Below are 16993 nucleotides of genomic sequence, written 5' to 3'. Positions count from 1 at the left end.
ACGATGCATCGCCGATGGTAGTGTGGGGTTTCCCCATGTGAGAGTAGGTCATCGTCAAGATTAAATTCCGAAACCCCTATCTGCGTATGCAGGTAGGGGTTTTGTTTTGCCCGCAGGAAAGTTCGTACCGTAGTGCTGTGTTTCAACAGCACGGTGCGGGACTCATGATTTGGGGGCAGTTCTGATGGTGAGCCGGCCAGTTCAAGGCCTTGGTCATGACTTCCAAGCCACGTGACAGGCCCCTGAGACTCGATCAGGGCTCGCAGGGTGACCTATGCCCCCGACGGCCTCGCAAGTCTCAGAGATCGGGCTCCCTTAAGTGATGCGCAGCGCCAGTTCACGCCAAAAACAACGTCATTGTCCGAAGTTGATAAAGCATTACCCACAAAAAAGCCCCAGATCCTAAGATCTGAGGCTTTTTCATTTGCAGCGTATGGTGCACCAGGCGGGATTCGAACCCACGACCCCTGCCTTCGGAGGGCAGTACTCTATCCAGCTGAGCTACTGGTGCAAGCGGGCGCCATGATACTCATATGTGCTGCGTGCGTCCATGCTGCTGAATCGCCTGTGTTTTTTGAAAGCGTAATCTGCGTTTGCTACGTTGATCAGAAAAATTAGGTAAATGCGGCGTTTTCGTTCTTTTTTTCGAACAGGCTATTGTCCTTTACCCCCTTTGATCCTAGGATTCGTTTGAGATATCAAACGCTCTTGTCTGGGTGCTGAACCGCACGGTATCAATCAGTGCGCTATTTATGTGCTTCAGCCCAGTGAATGATTTCCCTGACGGCAGCCTATAGGGCGCCTTTCTACAATCATAATTCGCTCCGCGCCTGCCGCGGTGCTGTTAAGGAAAGCCGACATGCAGCTTAAAGACACCCAGTTGTTCCGCCAGCAAGCCTTTATCGATGGCGCTTGGGTCGACGCGGACAATGGTCAGACGATCAAAGTAAACAACCCGGCCACCGGCGAAATTCTGGGTACCGTGCCGAAAATGGGCGCTGCCGAAACCCGCCGTGCGATTGAAGCCGCTGACAAAGCGCTGCCGGCTTGGCGTACACTGACCGCCAAGGATCGCGCGAACAAACTGCGTCGCTGGTTTGAGCTGATCATTGAGAACCAGGACGACCTCGCTCGCCTGATGACCCTCGAACAGGGCAAGCCATTGGCCGAAGCCAAGGGCGAAATCGTTTACGCCGCTTCCTTCATCGAATGGTTCGCCGAAGAAGCCAAGCGCGTCTACGGTGACGTGATTCCGGGCCACCAGCCAGACAAGCGCCTGATCGTGATCAAGCAGCCAATCGGCGTGACCGCTGCCATCACCCCGTGGAACTTCCCGGCCGCGATGATCACCCGTAAAGCCGGCCCGGCCCTGGCCGCTGGTTGCACTATGGTGCTCAAGCCTGCTTCGCAAACCCCATTCTCCGCGTTCGCCCTGGCTGAACTGGCTCAGCGTGCTGGCATCCCGAAAGGCGTATTCAGCGTTGTTTCCGGCAGCGCCGGCGACATCGGTAGCGAGCTGACCAGCAACCCGATCGTTCGCAAACTGTCCTTCACCGGCTCGACCGAAATCGGTCGCCAGTTGATGGCTGAATGCGCCAAGGACATCAAGAAAGTGTCCCTGGAACTGGGCGGCAACGCGCCGTTCATCGTGTTCGACGACGCGGACCTGGATAAGGCCGTCGAAGGCGCGATCATCTCCAAATACCGCAACAACGGCCAGACCTGCGTCTGCGCCAACCGTCTGTACATTCAGGATTCTGTCTACGACGCGTTCGCCGAGAAGCTGAAAGTGGCCGTGGCCAAACTCAAGATCGGCAACGGTCTGGAAGAAGGCACCACCACTGGCCCGCTGATCGACGAAAAAGCCGTGGCCAAGGTTCAAGAGCACATTGCTGACGCGATCAGCAAAGGCGCAACCGTTCTGGCCGGTGGCAAGGTCATGGAAGGCAACTTCTTCGAACCGACCATCCTGACCAACGTGCCGAAGAACGCCGCCGTGGCCAAGGAAGAAACCTTCGGTCCATTGGCTCCGCTGTTCCGCTTCAAAGACGAAGCCGAAGTGATCGCGATGTCCAACGACACCGAGTTCGGTCTGGCCTCGTACTTCTATGCTCGTGACCTGGGCCGTGTGTTCCGTGTGGCTGAAGCCCTGGAATACGGCATGGTCGGCGTCAACACCGGGTTGATCTCCAACGAAGTCGCGCCGTTCGGCGGCATCAAGGCGTCGGGCCTGGGCCGTGAAGGCTCCAAGTATGGCATCGAGGATTACCTGGAAATCAAATACCTCTGCCTGGGCATCTAAGCTCGGCCAGGGATTTTGCTTCAAACGCAAAGGGCACGAGAGCGCTGTCCCTTTGCGCGCTTCAAACGAAATTTATCTGCAGCCGGGAAAGCTGTGGCAGTCGATCATCGCATGCTGCCGTAGTTGCCTCCCCGCTGCATTTTCCTTGAGCCACGCCGCCCGATGAGCGGCGAATGAGGACTTTATGAGCAAGACTAACGCATCCCTGATGAAACGCCGCGAAGCCGCTGTACCACGCGGTGTTGGCCAGATTCACCCAATCTTCGCCGAGTCCGCGAAGAACGCCACCGTGACTGACGTTGAAGGTCGCGAGTTCATCGACTTCGCCGGCGGTATCGCCGTGCTGAACACCGGTCACGTGCACCCGAAAATCATCGCCGCCGTGACCGAGCAGCTGAACAAGCTGACCCACACGTGCTTCCAGGTCCTGGCCTACGAACCGTACGTAGAACTGTGCGAAAAAATCAACGCCAAGGTACCTGGTGATTTCGCCAAGAAAACCCTTCTGGTCACCACCGGTTCCGAAGCGGTAGAAAACGCCGTGAAAATCGCTCGTGCCGCCACCGGCCGCGCTGGCGTGATCGCCTTCACCGGCGCGTACCACGGTCGCACCATGATGACCCTAGGCCTGACCGGTAAAGTCGTTCCGTACTCGGCCGGCATGGGCCTTATGCCAGGCGGCGTATTCCGCGCGCTGTACCCGAATGAACTGCACGGTGTGAGCGTCGACGACTCGATCGCCAGCATCGAACGCATCTTCAAGAACGACGCTGAGCCGCGTGACATCGCTGCCATCATCATCGAGCCGGTTCAGGGCGAAGGCGGTTTCTACGTCGCGCCTAAAGAGTTCATGAAGCGTCTGCGCGCACTGTGCGACCAGCACGGCATCCTGTTGATCGCTGACGAAGTGCAAACCGGCGCTGGCCGTACCGGCACCTTCTTCGCCATGGAACAGATGGGCGTGTCCGCCGACCTGACCACCTTCGCCAAATCCATCGCTGGCGGCTTCCCGTTGGCCGGTGTGTGCGGCAAGGCCGAATACATGGACGCCATCGCTCCAGGCGGCCTGGGCGGCACTTACGCCGGTAGCCCGATCGCTTGCGCCGCGGCCCTGGCCGTGATGGAAGTGTTCGAAGAAGAACACCTGCTGGACCGTTGCAAGGCTGTTGGCGAGCGTCTGGTCACTGGCCTCAAGGCCATCCAGGCCAAGTACCCGGTGATCGGCGAAGTCCGTGCCTTGGGCGCGATGATCGCTGTGGAGCTGTTCGAAAACGGCGACAGCCACAAGCCAAACGCTGCTGCAGTAGCTTCGGTTGTGGCCAAGGCTCGCGATAAGGGCCTGATCCTGCTGTCCTGCGGCACCTACGGCAACGTTCTGCGCGTCCTGGTACCGCTGACTTCGCCGGACGAGCAACTGGACCAAGGTCTGGCGATCATCGAAGAGTGCTTCTCCGAGCTGTGATCACCTAGTGTGACCTGATCGACAAAAAACCCGCTCCGGCGGGTTTTTTTACGCCTCTTGAAACACATTCAGGTCATTTGAACTGTCTCGAATCGCCAGTGTTGACTAAGGTTCAAGCATTGCGAGGGGGCGTGCTGCATGACTGTCGTTGATTTACCCGCTGCACCGAGGGTGTTGATTGCCGAGGCCGACCCGTGGTCTCGAGACCTGCTCAAACAGGTGTTATTGAATGTGCGCTGCGACGCGCGGCTGGACCTGTGCGCTGATGGTCAGCACGCTATCGACAGGCTGGCGGAAATTCCTTACGACCTGGCGATCGTTGACTGGGAGTTGCCCGGTGTCGATGGCTTGAATGTTTTGCGAAACGTGCGTCAACGCCGACGCAATCCGCCACTGCCGTTCATTCTGATGAGCAGCCGCAACGACAGTGGCAGCGTGCACGAGGCTTTGCCTTTGGCGCCCACGGCGTACCTGACCAAACCCCTGAACATGGAAAACCTTACCCAGCGTCTGCAAGAGCTGCTGCTGAACGCCGGTGAGGAGGTTTCCTGTGAGGTGCCAAAGTTGGCCCCCGGCATGACGTTGTCGGTGTATCTGGAGCGTCGTCGAGAATTGACAGACGGTGCGCCGTTGATGACTGACGTACAGATTGCAGTCCAGCGCAGCCTCAATCCCGGCGGACTGGATCTGAAGCGGCTGGAAGACGAAATTCGCTCCGATCCGCAGATTACCGCTGTGCTGATCGCCGCCGCGAACAGTGCTGCGCATCACCTGGGTGATCCCGTGCAGACCCTGTCCCAGGCCTTGCACCGTTTGGGCTCCGGGCAAAGCATGAACCTGATTTTGGGGTTGGCCCTCAAGCGCAGCGCCCGGCTCGACGATCCGCTACTGGCGGACTATGCCGAGCGTAATTGGGAGTTGTCGCTGCACACCGCCGAATACGCCCGCACGCTGGCACGCTTGCTGGATCTGGAACAAGAGCGGTGTTACTGCGCGGGCATGCTGCATCGTCTTGGCGACCTGGCGCTGCTGCGATGTTTGCAAGAGTGGAAGCAGGGCGGAGGTGATCTGGATGAATGGGAGGAAGTCGGCAATGCGCTGGCCGAGTTCGGCGCGGCCTACGGTTCGGCACTGCGCACGCGCTGGCGTCTGCCGCTGGAGTTGCGAGAGCTGATTGCGGCGGTCTATCAGCTCGGTGGCGGGGTTTACTCACGCGAAGCGCTGGTGATGAACATGGCGGCGCAATTGGCGCGCCTGACCGAACATGAGGGCGTGGAAGCGGTGGCGAAAAGCCGAACAGCACGGTTGCTCAAGATTGGTTTGCCGGAACTGATGCGATTACGCAAAAAGTGAACCTGCCAAATACCCCTGTAGGAGTGAGCCTGCTCGCGATAGCGGTGTATCAGTCAGCATCTGTTTTGAACGTCACACCGCCATCGCGAGCAGGCTCGCTCCCACAGTGGGGAAGTGTTCGGTTAGTTAACCGGAAATGATCCGGTTCTTGCCCTGCCGCTTGGCTTCATACATCGCCGCATCCGCCCTGGCAAACAGGCTGTCGAGGCTTTCGTCCTCGTCGGTGAGGCTGGTCAAACCCTGGCTGACAGTAATGCCAAACGTCTGCTCGTCATGGCTAAAGCTCAATTGCTGAATCTGCCGTTGCAACCGTTCGGCCACTTGCAGGGCCATGTCGGGCGCGCAGCCGGGAAACACCGCCGCAAACTCTTCACCACCGATCCGCCCGAACACGTCGCCTCGGCGTAACGCTGCGCGACCGCTCTCTGCGATCTGTTGCAGCACCACGTCACCTTGCGGATGACCGTATGTGTCGTTGACCCCTTTGAAATCATCGATGTCCAGCAACAGGAACGCCAGCGGTGTTCCTTGCTTGCGTGCCTGGGCGAATTCCTTTTGCGCGCACTCAAAGAAGTGCCGGCGATTGCTGCTTTGAGTCAGTACATCGGTAGTGGCCAGGCGCTGCAGTTCGGCTTCCATCCGCTTCTTTTCGGTGATGTCTTCGGCAATGCCGACGATGATCACGGGTTGGCCAGGTTCCGCCTGACGGTTGACGAAGCATTTGTCGCTGAGCCAGCGCACCTGCCCATTAGCATCGATGATGCGGTATTCGCGGTCTTCAACCGCACCTTTGACCAGCACGTCGGCCAGGCTGCGTTCGGCGTAGTCCAGGTCGTCGGGGTAAATGCTGTCGCGCCATTCGTTGTAGTCGGACAGCAAGCTGCCGGCGGAGCGACCGAAAATTCGCTCATAGGCCGGGCTGACGTAAAGCACCTGCCGGGTTTCCCAGTTGAATGCCCACAGCACCGCATTGACACTCACCAGCAGCGAACTGAACAGCTGTTCGCGTTCGCTCAGTCGCGCCACTTCACTTTGGGCATGCATCAGCGCCATCAGGGTTTGAGCCGTGTCGGGCGATTGCGCAAAGGATGAGTCGTGCAGGTTTTTGGGGACCATCGGGACAAATCTCAAAGGGCGTGCGCTGTTCTGGATTCGAAAGCGGCGACAACGAAACCCGCCAGGGGGGGCGAAGTGTCTTTGAGATAGGGGATTTGGAGCTTAGTTCCGAAGGGTGCGCCCGCTGGCGGGGCGCACCGATCAACGGCATCAGACAGCGGCAGGGCGCAGGGAGTAGGTCTTCAACTGGTCGGCGAAGTCGCGCAGGGATTGAATCCCGCTGGCCTCAGCTTCATGCACCCAATCCTTGATGGCGGCGAGCATGTCGTGACCATTTGAGCTGGTCTTGACCCAGATCTGCTGCAAGGCCAGGCGTTTCTCGTAAATTACCTTCAGCGCCTGGCTGTGTTCGAGCATGGTCTGGATGCGAACGTGGTGTTTTTCGTCCAGCAGGCTGGTTTCCCGCGAAAGCAGGCGCTTGGCGCGATGGAATTGATGGCGGACAGAGTGATCGACCTTTTCCAGCTCTTGCTTGACCAGAGGCGCGATTACCAATTTTCGGTACTGGGCCATGATCTGGAAGCGATTGTTGAGGATCGCCATGGCGGTGTCCATGTCCAGGCTGCCTTTGCCCTCAACCCGGTGCGCGATAGGAGCGACCCGCTGGACTTTGGCCAGACGGAAGAAACTGAAGACCTGGATCCAGGCCCAACCGAGGTCGAACTCCCACTTCTTCACCGACAATTTTGCCGAGTTAGGGTAGGTGTGATGGTTGTTATGCAGTTCTTCACCGCCGATAAGGATGCCCCAAGGCACCAGATTGGTGGCTGCATCGCGGCATTCGAAGTTGCGGTAGCCGATGGCATGGCCAAGGCCATTGACCACGCCGGCGGCCCACACCGGGATCCACATCATCTGGATGGCCCAGATGGTGATACCGATGGTGCCGAACAGCAGCAGGTCGATGACGCCCATGATCGCCACACCCAACAGCGGGAATCGGCTGTAGAGGTTACGTTCGATCCAGTCTTCGGGGCAGTTCTTGCCGTAGATGCGCAGGGTCTCCGGGTTTTCCGCTTCGGCGCGGTACAGCTCGGCACCTTTGCGCAAAACGGTGGAAAGCCCTTTGACGACCGGGCTGTGCGGGTCATCGACGGTTTCGCATTTGGCGTGATGCTTGCGGTGGATAGCGGTCCACTCGCGGGTGTTCTGCGCCGTGGTCAGCCACAGCCAGAAGCGGAAGAAATGTTTCAGGCCGGCATTGAGCTCAAGCGAGCGATGGGCTGAATAACGATGGAGATAGACCGTGACGCCAACGATCGTGACGTGGGTCATCAGCAGGGTGACTGCCACCAGTGACCAAGGCGACAAGCCGAGTAAACCTTCGTACCACATAGGCTGTAGGGCCCTCGATAAAGAAAAAAACAGCCGTTGCATTATCACTAAGCCCACGGATAAAACCAGTCGCCCTTTCAGATAAGAGTGGCTGAATGTGTCCTTGACCTATAATTCCAACCTTTCTATGGGGACATGGACGCTCTAATGTCTGCCACCTATCGCGATGCCTTGCGTGCAGCGCTGCTTTATCTTCTGCTTTCAGTCACCTGGATGGCCGTTAGTGGCTATTTATTGAACAGATTCTTCGATAGCTCTGCCGAGCTATTACGATGGCAACTGATCAACGGTTACTTCTGGGTGGCACTTAGCGCCGGTTTGATCTTCATTGCCCGGGCCCGACTGTTCAAATGCCTGGGGATCGGCGCCAGACTGCGCGAGCGCCATGCCGACCGTGAGCGTTTGCGCCAGGCCGCCGCTGTGTTCGATTGCACCCGTGAGGGTGTGTTGGTCACCGATAGCAACGGGCTGATTGTCCATGTGAACCGGGCCTTCATGGCGATCACCGGTTATCAGTGTGACGAGGTGCTGGGCCAGCAACCCAGTCTGTTCAAATCCGGCCATCATCCGCCCGCGTTCTACCAGTCGATGTTCGCGACACTCAACAGCACCGGTGAGTGGAGCGGGGAAATCTGGAATCGCCGAAAAAGCGGTGAAATCTATCCGCAATGGCAAACCATCCGCATCATTCATGATCAGGGCCGATGTAGCCACTACGTGGCGGTGTTTTCCGATATCAGTGCGATCAAAAACTCCGAGCACGAGCTCAAGCACCTGGCTCATCACGATCCACTGACCGATCTGCCCAATCGGCTGTTGTTCACCGACCGTGTCGAACAGGCGCTGGCATCGGCGCAAATCCATAAACGGGGCTGCGCGTTGCTGATGATCGACCTGGATCACTTCAAGATGATTAACGACAGCCTCGGGCATACCGTCGGTGATCAACTGCTGAAGGCGGTGGCAGAGCATTTGAATGCCATGTTCGGGCCAGGCATGACCCTGGCGCGTCTGGGCGGTGACGAATTCGCGGTGCTCGCCGAAAGCTGTCCGCAAGTGGCCCAAGCTGCGGCGCTGGCTCAACGAATCATCGATGGCCTGCGCGAGCCGTTCCACATTGACGGGCATCGACTGTTTATCAATGCCAGCGTCGGCATCAGTCAGTTTCCGAGTGATGCCTTGAGTGCCGAGCAAATGTTGCGCAACGCCGATTCGGCCTTGTTCAAGGCCAAGAGTGCGGGCCGGGATGGCTACGCGCTCTATACCGAAGAGTTGACCGCCCACGCCCAGCAGCGGGTGGAAATTGCCTTTGAGCTGCGCCGCGCGCTCCAGCAGCAAGAGCTGCGCGTCTATTACCAACCCGTGCATGACCTCAAGACCAGTCGCCTGATCGGCGTCGAAGCGCTGGTGCGTTGGGCGCATCCGCAGCGCGGGCTGGTGTCGCCGGCAGAGTTTATCCCCATCGCCGAGCGTACCGGGCTGATTGCCGAGATCGATGCCTGGGTCATGCGCCAGGCCTGCCAGCAAATGTGTCAGTGGCGAGCGGCGGGCGTGGAGTTGGCGTTTGTGGCGGTGAATGTTTCATCGCGACTGTTTGCCCGGCGCGAACTGTATCAGCAGGTGGCTCAGGTGCTGGATGCCACGGGGCTTGATCCGGCGTATCTGGAGTTGGAAGTGACCGAAAGCGCAGTGATGGAGGATCCGGAGGTCGCGCTGGAGCAGATGCATCGCCTGCGCGAGTTGGGTGTGCGGCTGGCCATCGACGATTTCGGCACGGGATATTCGTCACTGCTGCGGCTCAAGCGATTACCGGTGCAGAAACTCAAGATCGACCAGGGCTTCGTCGCCGGGTTGCCGTGTGATGAAGATGACGCGGCGATTGTGCGAGTGATCATCGCCTTGGCGCAGAGCATGGGGATGCAGGTGCATGCCGAAGGGATCGAGCAGGTCGAGCAGGCTGCATTCCTGCTTGAGCATGAGTGTGATCTGGGGCAAGGCTACTGGTTTGGGCGGCCGGTGCCGGCAGAGCAACTGGATTGGATGTGCGCGCCCGTTATTCGCTAACCCTGCCTTTAAGCTTTTTTGTGGCGAGTCAATGTCAAAAACACCGCAAACCCGCGTCCCAGCAAGCAAATCATTTCGGTTATATAAACATTCTTAAATAGTCTTTTTAAGAATATCTACTCCTCACTACTATTGGTCTCACGCCGCAAGCAGTGCCGTCACTGCCAGGCAACCTCTCAGTTGAAGGAGCAGCACCATGAGCGCATCCCTACGTAGTGTTGATGGCCAAGACGAAGCAACCATTTTGCGTGAGATCCAAAGCGCATTGCGCGATCTGCGCTTTGGGGCTGTGGAGATCACTGTGCATAACGCCCAGGTCGTCCAGATCGAACGCAAAGAGAAATTCCGTCTGCAGAGTCCGAGCAACAAGCCGAGCTAAGCAACCGGCAACCCGTTTCCCGCCTCCATAAAAAAAAGCCAACACAAACAGAATTCCAGGAGCTTTCACCATGTCGTCGATTCGTCATTTCGCTTTGGCCGCCCTGGCCAGCGCCCTTTTTGCGGGTTCCGCGGTTGCCAAGGATTACGAGCTGCTCAATGTGTCGTACGACCCGACGCGTGAGCTGTATCAGGACTACAACGCCGAGTTCATCAAGTACTGGCAGGCGGACCACGCCGGCGACACGGTGAAAATCCAGCAATCCCACGGTGGTTCGGGCAAGCAGGGCCGCGCGGTGATCGACGGTCTGCGTGCCGATGTCGTGACCCTGGCCCTGGCGGGTGACATCGACGAAATCGCCAAACTCGGCAAGACCCTGCCGGCGGACTGGCAGAAGCGTCTGCCGGAAGCGAGCACGCCGTACACCTCGACCATCGTGTTCCTGGTGCGCAAAGGCAACCCGAAAGGCATCAAGGACTGGGGCGATCTGGTCAAGAACGATGTCTCGGTCATCACCCCGAACCCGAAAACTTCCGGCGGCGCACGCTGGAACTTCCTCGCAGCCTGGGCCTATGGCCTGAAAGCCAACGGCGGTGACGAAGCCAAGGCCAAGGACTACATCCAGACCCTGTTCAAGCACGTGCCTGTGCTGGACACCGGCGCTCGCGGTTCGACCATCACCTTCGTCAACAACGGTCAGGGCGACGTGTTGCTGGCCTGGGAAAACGAAGCGTTCCTGGCGCTGAAAGAAGACGGCGGCGCCGACAAATTCGAAATCGTCGTGCCTTCGCTGTCGATCCTTGCCGAGCCGCCAGTGGCCGTAGTCGACAAGAACGCCGAGAAAAAGGGCAACGAGCAGATCGCCGAAGCGTACCTCAAGCACCTGTACAGCCCGGCCGGTCAGGAAATTGCCGCGAAAAACTTCTATCGTCCACGTGACAAGGAAGTGGCTGCCAAGTACGCCAAGCAGTTCCCGACCCTGGACCTGGTGACCATCGACAAAGACTTCGGCGGCTGGAAAACCGCGCAACCGAAGTTCTTCAATGACGGCGGCGTGTTCGACCAGATTTATCAGGCGCAGTAGTCTTAAATAGCCATCAACGAGCCCCGATTTAACCGTCGGGGCTTTGCGCGTTCTCAACCAAGGACTTTTATGTCGCGTCGTATCTCCCCCGTCATACCCGGCTTCGGGCTGACGCTGGGCTACACCTTGGTGTACCTCAGCCTGATTGTGCTCATTCCACTGGCGGCGATGTTCGTCCATGCCGCCCAACTCACCTGGGATCAGTTCTGGGCGATTATCTCGGCGCCACGGGTGCTGGCGGCGTTGAAGCTGAGCTTCGGCACCGCGCTCTATGCCGCGATCATCAACGGCATCATTGGCACGCTGCTGGCCTGGGTGCTGGTGCGCTATACCTTCCCCGGTCGCAAAATCATCGATGCAATGATCGACTTGCCCTTCGCTTTGCCGACGGCGGTAGCGGGTATCGCGCTGACTGCGTTGTACACCCCCACCGGTTTGGTCGGTCAGTTTGCAGCGGACCTGGGTTTCAAGATCGCCTACACCCCCCTCGGCATCACCCTTGCCCTCACTTTTGTGACACTTCCATTCGTAGTACGTACCGTACAGCCAGTATTGGCTGATATCCCGCGTGAAGTGGAAGAAGCGGCGGCGTGTCTCGGGGCAAAACCTTTACAGGTGTTCCGTTACATTCTGGTGCCCGCGTTGCTCCCTGCGTGGCTGACGGGTTTCGCGTTGGCCTTTGCCCGCGGGGTCGGCGAGTACGGGTCGGTGATTTTCATCGCCGGCAACATGCCGATGAAAACCGAGATCCTGCCGCTGCTGATCATGGTCAAGCTCGACCAGTACGATTACACCGGCGCCACGTCCATTGGTGTACTGATGCTGGTGGTTTCCTTCGTCCTGTTGCTGCTGATCAACTTGCTGCAACGTCGCATCGAAACCCCATAAGGAGGCGCGAACCATGTCCCAATCGTCTATTGCTGCCGCCTCTTCGGCCAACGCTGCGCGCCGTGGCAGTGCCACTTCGCGAAGAATCCTGATCGGCCTTGGCTGGCTGATTTTTGCGCTGTTTCTGCTGTTGCCACTGTTCATCGTGGTGTCCCAGGGCCTGAAGCTGGGCCTTGGAGCGTTCTTCACCGCGATCTTCGAACCGGATGCTCTGTCGGCGCTGAAACTCACAGTGATCGCCGTGCTGATTTCGGTGCCGCTGAACCTGGTGTTCGGCGTCAGCGCCGCGTGGTGCGTGAGCAAGTACTCGTTCCGCGGCAAGAGCATGCTGGTCACGTTGATCGACCTGCCGTTCTCGGTGTCACCGGTGATCGCCGGCCTGGTCTACGTGCTGATGTTCGGCGCCCAGGGCCTGTTCGGGCCGTGGCTGCAGGATCACGATATCCAGATCGTCTTCGCCTTGCCGGGCATCGTGCTGGCGACGATTTTCGTCACCGTGCCGTTCGTGGCGCGTGAGCTGATCCCGCTGATGCAGGAACAGGGCACGCAAGAGGAAGAGGCCGCGCGCCTGCTGGGCGCCAATGGCTGGCAGATGTTCTGGCACGTCACCGTTCCCAATATCAAATGGGGCCTGATCTACGGCGTGGTGTTGTGTACCGCGCGGGCGATGGGTGAGTTCGGTGCGGTGTCGGTGGTTTCCGGGCACATTCGCGGGGTGACCAACACCCTGCCGCTGCACGTCGAGATCCTCTACAACGAATACAACCACGTGGCCGCGTTCGCGGTAGCGAGCCTGTTGCTGATCATGGCGCTCTTCATCCTGCTGCTGAAGCAGTGGAGCGAAAACCGTATTAACCGCCTGCGCGCCAGCGCCGCGGAGGAATAATTCATGTCGATCGAAGTGCGTAACGTCAGCAAGAATTTCAATGCGTTCAAGGCGCTGGACAACATCAGCCTGGACATCCAGAGCGGTGAACTCGTGGCGCTGCTCGGCCCGTCGGGTTGCGGTAAAACCACGCTGCTGCGGATCATCGCCGGCCTGGAAACCCCGGATCAGGGCAACATCGTGTTCCACGGCGAAGACGTTTCCGGCCACGACGTGCGTGATCGCAACGTCGGCTTCGTGTTCCAGCACTACGCCTTGTTCCGCCACATGACCGTGTTCGACAACGTCGCGTTCGGCCTGCGTATGAAGCCGAAAAACCAGCGTCCGAATGAAAGCAGGATCGCGGAAAAAGTCCACGAACTGCTGAACATGGTGCAACTGGACTGGCTGTCGGATCGCTACCCGGAGCAACTCTCCGGTGGCCAGCGTCAGCGTATCGCCCTGGCTCGGGCCTTGGCGGTGGAACCGAAAGTCCTGCTGCTCGACGAACCCTTCGGCGCCCTCGACGCCAAGGTCCGTAAAGAACTGCGCCGTTGGCTGGCGCGGCTGCACGAAGACATCAACCTGACGTCGGTATTCGTGACGCACGACCAGGAAGAGGCGATGGAAGTGGCCGACCGGATCGTGGTGATGAACAAGGGTGTGATCGAGCAGATTGGCTCACCGGGCGATGTCTACGAAAACCCGGCCAGCGATTTTGTTTATCACTTCCTCGGTGATTCCAACCGACTGCATTTGGGCGAGGACAACCACGTGCTGTTCCGTCCGCACGAGGTGTCATTGTCGCGGCATGAACTGGAAGATCACCACGCGGCTGAAGTGCGCGATATCCGTCCGTTGGGCGCGACGACTCGGGTGACGCTGAAAGTTGAAGGTCAGAGCGAATTGATCGAGGCGGAAGTGGTGAAGGATCACGACAGCCTGATCGGTCTGGCGAAGGGTGAAACGCTGTTCTTCAAGCCCAAGGTCTGGCAGAAACTCGCCAACCTCTAAGATCAAAAGCTTCGTCGGAACGCCGCCCGGAGCAGGCTCGCTGCCACAATCCAATGTGGGAGCGAGCCTGCTCGCGAAAGCGTCTTAGGCCGCAGCGCGATTCGGATTGACCCGCACACCCCCGGCCCGCGCCTCGATCTGTTCTTTCAGGTCATGCCGCAACCCCAACAGAAACGCCAACTCCGCCACCACAAACAACGGCCCGACAATCAACCCGGTCACGTCATCGACAAACGCCGGCTTACGCCCTTCATAGTGATGCCCGACAAACTGAATCGCCCAGCCCACCACAAACATCCCGATACCGCTCGATAACCACACCAGGGTACTTTGCTGCGCCAACACCTGCCCCGCCCAAACGGACAGCCCCAGCAGCACGGTCATCAGCACTCCGAGGCGCAACTCCAGGCGCAGGTAAAACCACGCCGAAGCCAACGACACCAGCACCGCCGGCGAAAGCCAGCCCCCGGCCCATTGCGGCCGCGACAGCAGCACCGCAACGGCCACCACAATCAATGGAATACCGATAAAGTGGCTGGCGATGTTGCGCGGGTCACGGTGGTAAGCGGCGTATTGACTGAGATGGTCAACGAGGCTTTTCATTGTTATTCCTCCTGTAGGGTGATTGATCATGCCCCGGGTTCACTTTCCGCTCTGTCAGGCAGGCGACAATCTCCAGGAGTTTCCATGGACATACAGGTTTGGCGCTCGAGCTTGATGAGCGGCCAGTGGTTCAGTCATCTACCTGTTCCCTTTCAGGATAGTCTGCTGGCCGCGGCCCGGCTGCGGCGCCTGTCGTCCGGGCAATTGCTGTTCAAACGCGGCGATCCGCCGTGCGGGTTGTATGCGGTGCTCGAAGGCTCGGTGCGCATCGGCGCGGTCAGTGAACAGGGCAAGGAAGCGCTGTTGAGCCTGGTGGAACCGCCACACTGGTTCGGCGAAATCTGCCTGTTCGATGGCCAGGCGCGGACCCACGACGCCTTCGCGGTGGGGACGTGCACCTTGTTGCACATTCCGCAGGCGGCGCTGTTGAAAGTGCTCGACGAACAGCCGGTGTACTGGCGGCAACTGGCGTTGCTGATGAGCCACAAGTTGCGCCTGACCTTCATCAACCTCGAACAGTTGAGCCTGATGCCCGCCCCGGCACGTCTCGCCCATCGCTTGCTTATGATCGCCGCAGGCTACGGCGAAATCGATCCACCCCGCCGTGTGCTGCAACTGCCGCAGGAGCAATTGGCGTCGCTGCTGTCGCTGTCGCGCCAGACCACCAACCAGTTGCTCAAGGAATTGCAGGGCCAGGGAATTCTGAATCTCAAGTACGGCGAGATCGAAATTATCGATGCTGATCGATTGCGGGCACTGGCGATTTTTTAAAGCGCGACGTTATTGGTGGGCTTTGCCCGCGAAGGCGCCTAGCCTGTGACGACGATAATCGAGGTGTGCCATGCGTGTACTGCTAGTGGAAGACGAACCGGAGACCGCCAAACTCCTGGCCAACGGCCTGAACGAGGCGAGCTATTCGGTCGATGTTGCGCTTAACGGCATGGACGGCCGGCGCTTTATCGAGACCGGCGAATACGAGCTGATCATCCTCGACGTGATGCTGCCGGGGCTCAACGGCTGGCAGTTGCAGCAACAAATTCGCAAGCTCGGCGAGACGCCGGTGCTGTTCCTGACCACCAGGGACGGCATCGAGGATCGCCTGCGTGGATTGGAGTTGCATGAAGACGATTATTTGCTCAAGCCGTTTGCGGTGAGCGAGTTGGTGGCGCGGGTGCGCAAGTTGTTGCGGCGGGATCGCGGGCGGTGATTTCTGAAAGTCAGGTCAAAGCTGGGCGGGTTTTCAGATTGAAACTGCACTAAATACAATGCATTTCCAAAGATTGTATTGATTTGCACTGTATACGGTGCAGGTTGGCACTGAGGAAAATGGTGGTGAGCTGAGGATTGCCTTCGCGAGCAGGCTCGCTCCCACAGGAGATCTTTGTTGACCTCCAAATCTGTGGGTAACGCAAAACCCTGTGGGAGCGAGCCTGCTCGCGAAGAGGCCGGGCGAGGCGACTCAATATCTGGACCGGTTAGCGCAACCCATCCCGAAACTGCCCCGGCGTCATTCCCGTCCAGCGCTTGAATGCGCGACTGAAGCTGCTGGTATCGGCAAACCCCAGCAAGTAACTGACCTCACTCAACGAACATTGCGGATCGCGCAGGTGCAGCAGCGCCAGGTTTTCGCGACTTTCATTGAGCAGCGTATCGAACCGACAGCCCTCGTCCGCCAAATGCCGTTGCAGGCTGCGCAAACTCAGGTGCAGGGCCTTGGCGATGTGTTCGGCGCTGGGCTCGCCTTCGGGCAATTGCTCTTCGATGGCGTCGCGGACCTTGCGCTCCCAGGTCAGCGGTTTGAGCTGTGCCAAGGCGCGGTTGAGCACCGTTTCGTTATGTACAGCCAGTTCCGGGTTGGCGTCGTCCAGGTGGCTGTCGAAATCCACCAGGGAAAACTCCACGCGGTCTTCTTCCGCCGAAAAATACACCGGTGAGCGGAAGACTTTATGCCATTGATGCGCATCGGCGGGTTCCGGGCGGCGCAGGTACACCGCCAGCGGGGCATAGTCGCGACCGAGGCGATTGCGGCAAGTGCGCACGTAAATCGCCGTGAAGGCGTCGATGGCTTCGAATGCAGGTGCCGGGTTACCCACCGGGATTTTCAGGCGAAAGCGGTAGCGGTCCTCGGCGCGGGTCAGCTCCAGTTCCAGGGCATCGCTGACCACTTGGTGATAGCGCACGATCCGTTCGAACACCTCGCGCAAACTGCCGCTGGCCACCAGCGCATAGCCGAGCGCATGAAACGTGGTGGGGCTGACGAAACGCGACACGCGCAGGCCGATCGCCGGATCGCCACTGACCTGCACGGCGATTTCCCACAGGCGCGTGGTGCCGGACAACGGGTAACGGGCGTTCGGGTCGTCCATCAATTGCGGATCGAGCCCCGCCTGATGGCACAGGGCGGTGCTGTCGAGGCCCAGGGCATCGAGTTGCTTGCGCAGGGCGCGGGTCCAGCTGGCGAGGGAGGTCGGTTCAGTCATGCTGATTGGCGCTTCCGGTCAACAGGTTGGCGTTCATGGCTACCACCT

15 protein-coding genes and 1 tRNA gene are annotated in these 16993 nt (G+C 59.0%); 11 read left to right on the top strand and 5 right to left on the bottom strand.

Annotated features, from left to right (window positions below; all coding sequences use genetic code 11):
• Positions 1–434 precede the first annotated feature (434 nt).
• Positions 435–511, bottom strand: a tRNA-Arg gene (locus AC07N8_RS27935).
• A 348-nt stretch (positions 512–859) separates the two neighbouring features.
• On the opposite strand from AC07N8_RS27935, the gene gabD reads away from it, so the two are divergent.
• From gabD to AC07N8_RS27920, 3 genes are all read left to right on the top strand, one after another.
• Complete coding sequence (gene gabD, locus AC07N8_RS27930) at positions 860–2302, top strand: NADP-dependent succinate-semialdehyde dehydrogenase (protein WP_493146871.1); 1443 nt, start codon at positions 860–862, stop codon at positions 2300–2302.
• A 184-nt stretch (positions 2303–2486) separates the two neighbouring features.
• Positions 2487–3764 (top strand): 4-aminobutyrate--2-oxoglutarate transaminase, encoded by a 1278-nt coding sequence (gabT, locus tag AC07N8_RS27925; protein ID WP_123436364.1) that lies wholly within the window; start codon positions 2487–2489, stop codon positions 3762–3764.
• A 138-nt stretch (positions 3765–3902) separates the two neighbouring features.
• Entirely contained in the window at positions 3903–5117 is a 1215-nt protein-coding gene (locus tag AC07N8_RS27920) for an HDOD domain-containing protein (RefSeq protein ID WP_483840855.1), read from the top strand.
• A gap of 126 nt (positions 5118–5243) precedes the next feature.
• Here AC07N8_RS27920 and AC07N8_RS27915 read toward each other — a convergent pair whose 3' ends face one another.
• Positions 5244–6233 carry a GGDEF domain-containing protein gene (locus AC07N8_RS27915; RefSeq protein WP_483840856.1) on the bottom strand — a complete coding sequence of 330 codons (990 nt, stop codon included), beginning with the start codon at positions 6231–6233 and terminating at the stop codon, positions 5244–5246.
• Between the two features lie 150 nt (positions 6234–6383).
• On the bottom strand, positions 6384–7568 hold the full coding sequence (gene desA, locus AC07N8_RS27910; RefSeq protein ID WP_027922276.1) for a delta-9 fatty acid desaturase DesA: 1185 nt from the start codon (positions 7566–7568) through the stop codon (positions 6384–6386).
• 147 nt (positions 7569–7715) lie between these two features.
• Here desA and dibA point away from each other — a divergent pair, with 147 nt between their 5' ends.
• From dibA to AC07N8_RS27880, 6 genes are all read left to right on the top strand, one after another.
• On the top strand, positions 7716–9632 hold the full coding sequence (dibA, locus tag AC07N8_RS27905) for a phosphodiesterase DibA (protein ID WP_493146875.1): 1917 nt from the start codon (positions 7716–7718) through the stop codon (positions 9630–9632).
• Between the two features lie 196 nt (positions 9633–9828).
• Positions 9829–10011: a sulfur starvation response protein OscA gene (oscA, locus tag AC07N8_RS27900; protein WP_134419279.1), complete on the top strand. Its 183-nt coding sequence runs from the start codon at positions 9829–9831 to the stop codon at positions 10009–10011.
• 70 nt (positions 10012–10081) lie between these two features.
• Positions 10082–11095 carry a sulfate ABC transporter substrate-binding protein gene (locus tag AC07N8_RS27895; RefSeq protein ID WP_493146878.1) on the top strand — a complete coding sequence of 338 codons (1014 nt, stop codon included), beginning with the start codon at positions 10082–10084 and terminating at the stop codon, positions 11093–11095.
• A 69-nt stretch (positions 11096–11164) separates the two neighbouring features.
• Positions 11165–11983, top strand: a complete 819-nt coding sequence (cysT, locus tag AC07N8_RS27890; protein ID WP_483840858.1) for a sulfate ABC transporter permease subunit CysT — start codon at positions 11165–11167, stop codon at positions 11981–11983.
• 13 nt (positions 11984–11996) lie between these two features.
• On the top strand, positions 11997–12869 hold the full coding sequence (gene cysW / locus AC07N8_RS27885) for a sulfate ABC transporter permease subunit CysW (protein ID WP_027922271.1): 873 nt from the start codon (positions 11997–11999) through the stop codon (positions 12867–12869).
• A gap of 3 nt (positions 12870–12872) precedes the next feature.
• Entirely contained in the window at positions 12873–13862 is a 990-nt protein-coding gene (locus AC07N8_RS27880; protein ID WP_483840859.1) for a sulfate/molybdate ABC transporter ATP-binding protein, read from the top strand.
• Between the two features lie 84 nt (positions 13863–13946).
• Here AC07N8_RS27880 and AC07N8_RS27875 read toward each other — a convergent pair whose 3' ends face one another.
• Entirely contained in the window at positions 13947–14465 is a 519-nt protein-coding gene (locus AC07N8_RS27875) for an Mpo1 family 2-hydroxy fatty acid dioxygenase (protein ID WP_493146881.1), read from the bottom strand.
• An 84-nt stretch (positions 14466–14549) separates the two neighbouring features.
• Here AC07N8_RS27875 and AC07N8_RS27870 point away from each other — a divergent pair, with 84 nt between their 5' ends.
• Positions 14550–15236 carry a Crp/Fnr family transcriptional regulator gene (locus AC07N8_RS27870; protein WP_493146885.1) on the top strand — a complete coding sequence of 229 codons (687 nt, stop codon included), beginning with the start codon at positions 14550–14552 and terminating at the stop codon, positions 15234–15236.
• A 70-nt stretch (positions 15237–15306) separates the two neighbouring features.
• Complete coding sequence (locus tag AC07N8_RS27865; protein ID WP_483840862.1) at positions 15307–15672, top strand: response regulator; 366 nt, start codon at positions 15307–15309, stop codon at positions 15670–15672.
• A gap of 268 nt (positions 15673–15940) precedes the next feature.
• Here AC07N8_RS27865 and AC07N8_RS27860 read toward each other — a convergent pair whose 3' ends face one another.
• A complete protein-coding gene (locus tag AC07N8_RS27860) occupies positions 15941–16945 on the bottom strand; it encodes an AraC family transcriptional regulator (protein ID WP_483840863.1) in 1005 nt (334 codons plus the stop codon).
• Positions 16946–16993 lie beyond the last annotated feature (48 nt).

Source organism: Pseudomonas sp. GW821-FHT10C09 (genome assembly GCF_059415465.1).
Note: the sequence above shows the minus strand (reverse complement) of the source record. Positions and strands in the feature narration are given on the sequence as shown.

Coding starts and splice junctions, on each gene's coding strand:
- gabD (WP_493146871.1), top strand. CDS start 860: ATGCAGCTTAAAGACACCCAGTTGTTCCGCCAGCAAGCCTTTATCGAT.
- gabT (WP_123436364.1), top strand. CDS start 2,487: ATGAGCAAGACTAACGCATCCCTGATGAAACGCCGCGAAGCCGCTGTA.
- AC07N8_RS27920 (WP_483840855.1), top strand. CDS start 3,903: ATGACTGTCGTTGATTTACCCGCTGCACCGAGGGTGTTGATTGCCGAG.
- AC07N8_RS27915 (WP_483840856.1), bottom strand. CDS start 6,233: ATGGTCCCCAAAAACCTGCACGACTCATCCTTTGCGCAATCGCCCGAC.
- desA (WP_027922276.1), bottom strand. CDS start 7,568: ATGTGGTACGAAGGTTTACTCGGCTTGTCGCCTTGGTCACTGGTGGCA.
- dibA (WP_493146875.1), top strand. CDS start 7,716: ATGTCTGCCACCTATCGCGATGCCTTGCGTGCAGCGCTGCTTTATCTT.
- oscA (WP_134419279.1), top strand. CDS start 9,829: ATGAGCGCATCCCTACGTAGTGTTGATGGCCAAGACGAAGCAACCATT.
- AC07N8_RS27895 (WP_493146878.1), top strand. CDS start 10,082: ATGTCGTCGATTCGTCATTTCGCTTTGGCCGCCCTGGCCAGCGCCCTT.
- cysT (WP_483840858.1), top strand. CDS start 11,165: ATGTCGCGTCGTATCTCCCCCGTCATACCCGGCTTCGGGCTGACGCTG.
- cysW (WP_027922271.1), top strand. CDS start 11,997: ATGTCCCAATCGTCTATTGCTGCCGCCTCTTCGGCCAACGCTGCGCGC.
- AC07N8_RS27880 (WP_483840859.1), top strand. CDS start 12,873: ATGTCGATCGAAGTGCGTAACGTCAGCAAGAATTTCAATGCGTTCAAG.
- AC07N8_RS27875 (WP_493146881.1), bottom strand. CDS start 14,465: ATGAAAAGCCTCGTTGACCATCTCAGTCAATACGCCGCTTACCACCGT.
- AC07N8_RS27870 (WP_493146885.1), top strand. CDS start 14,550: ATGGACATACAGGTTTGGCGCTCGAGCTTGATGAGCGGCCAGTGGTTC.
- AC07N8_RS27865 (WP_483840862.1), top strand. CDS start 15,307: ATGCGTGTACTGCTAGTGGAAGACGAACCGGAGACCGCCAAACTCCTG.
- AC07N8_RS27860 (WP_483840863.1), bottom strand. CDS start 16,945: ATGACTGAACCGACCTCCCTCGCCAGCTGGACCCGCGCCCTGCGCAAG.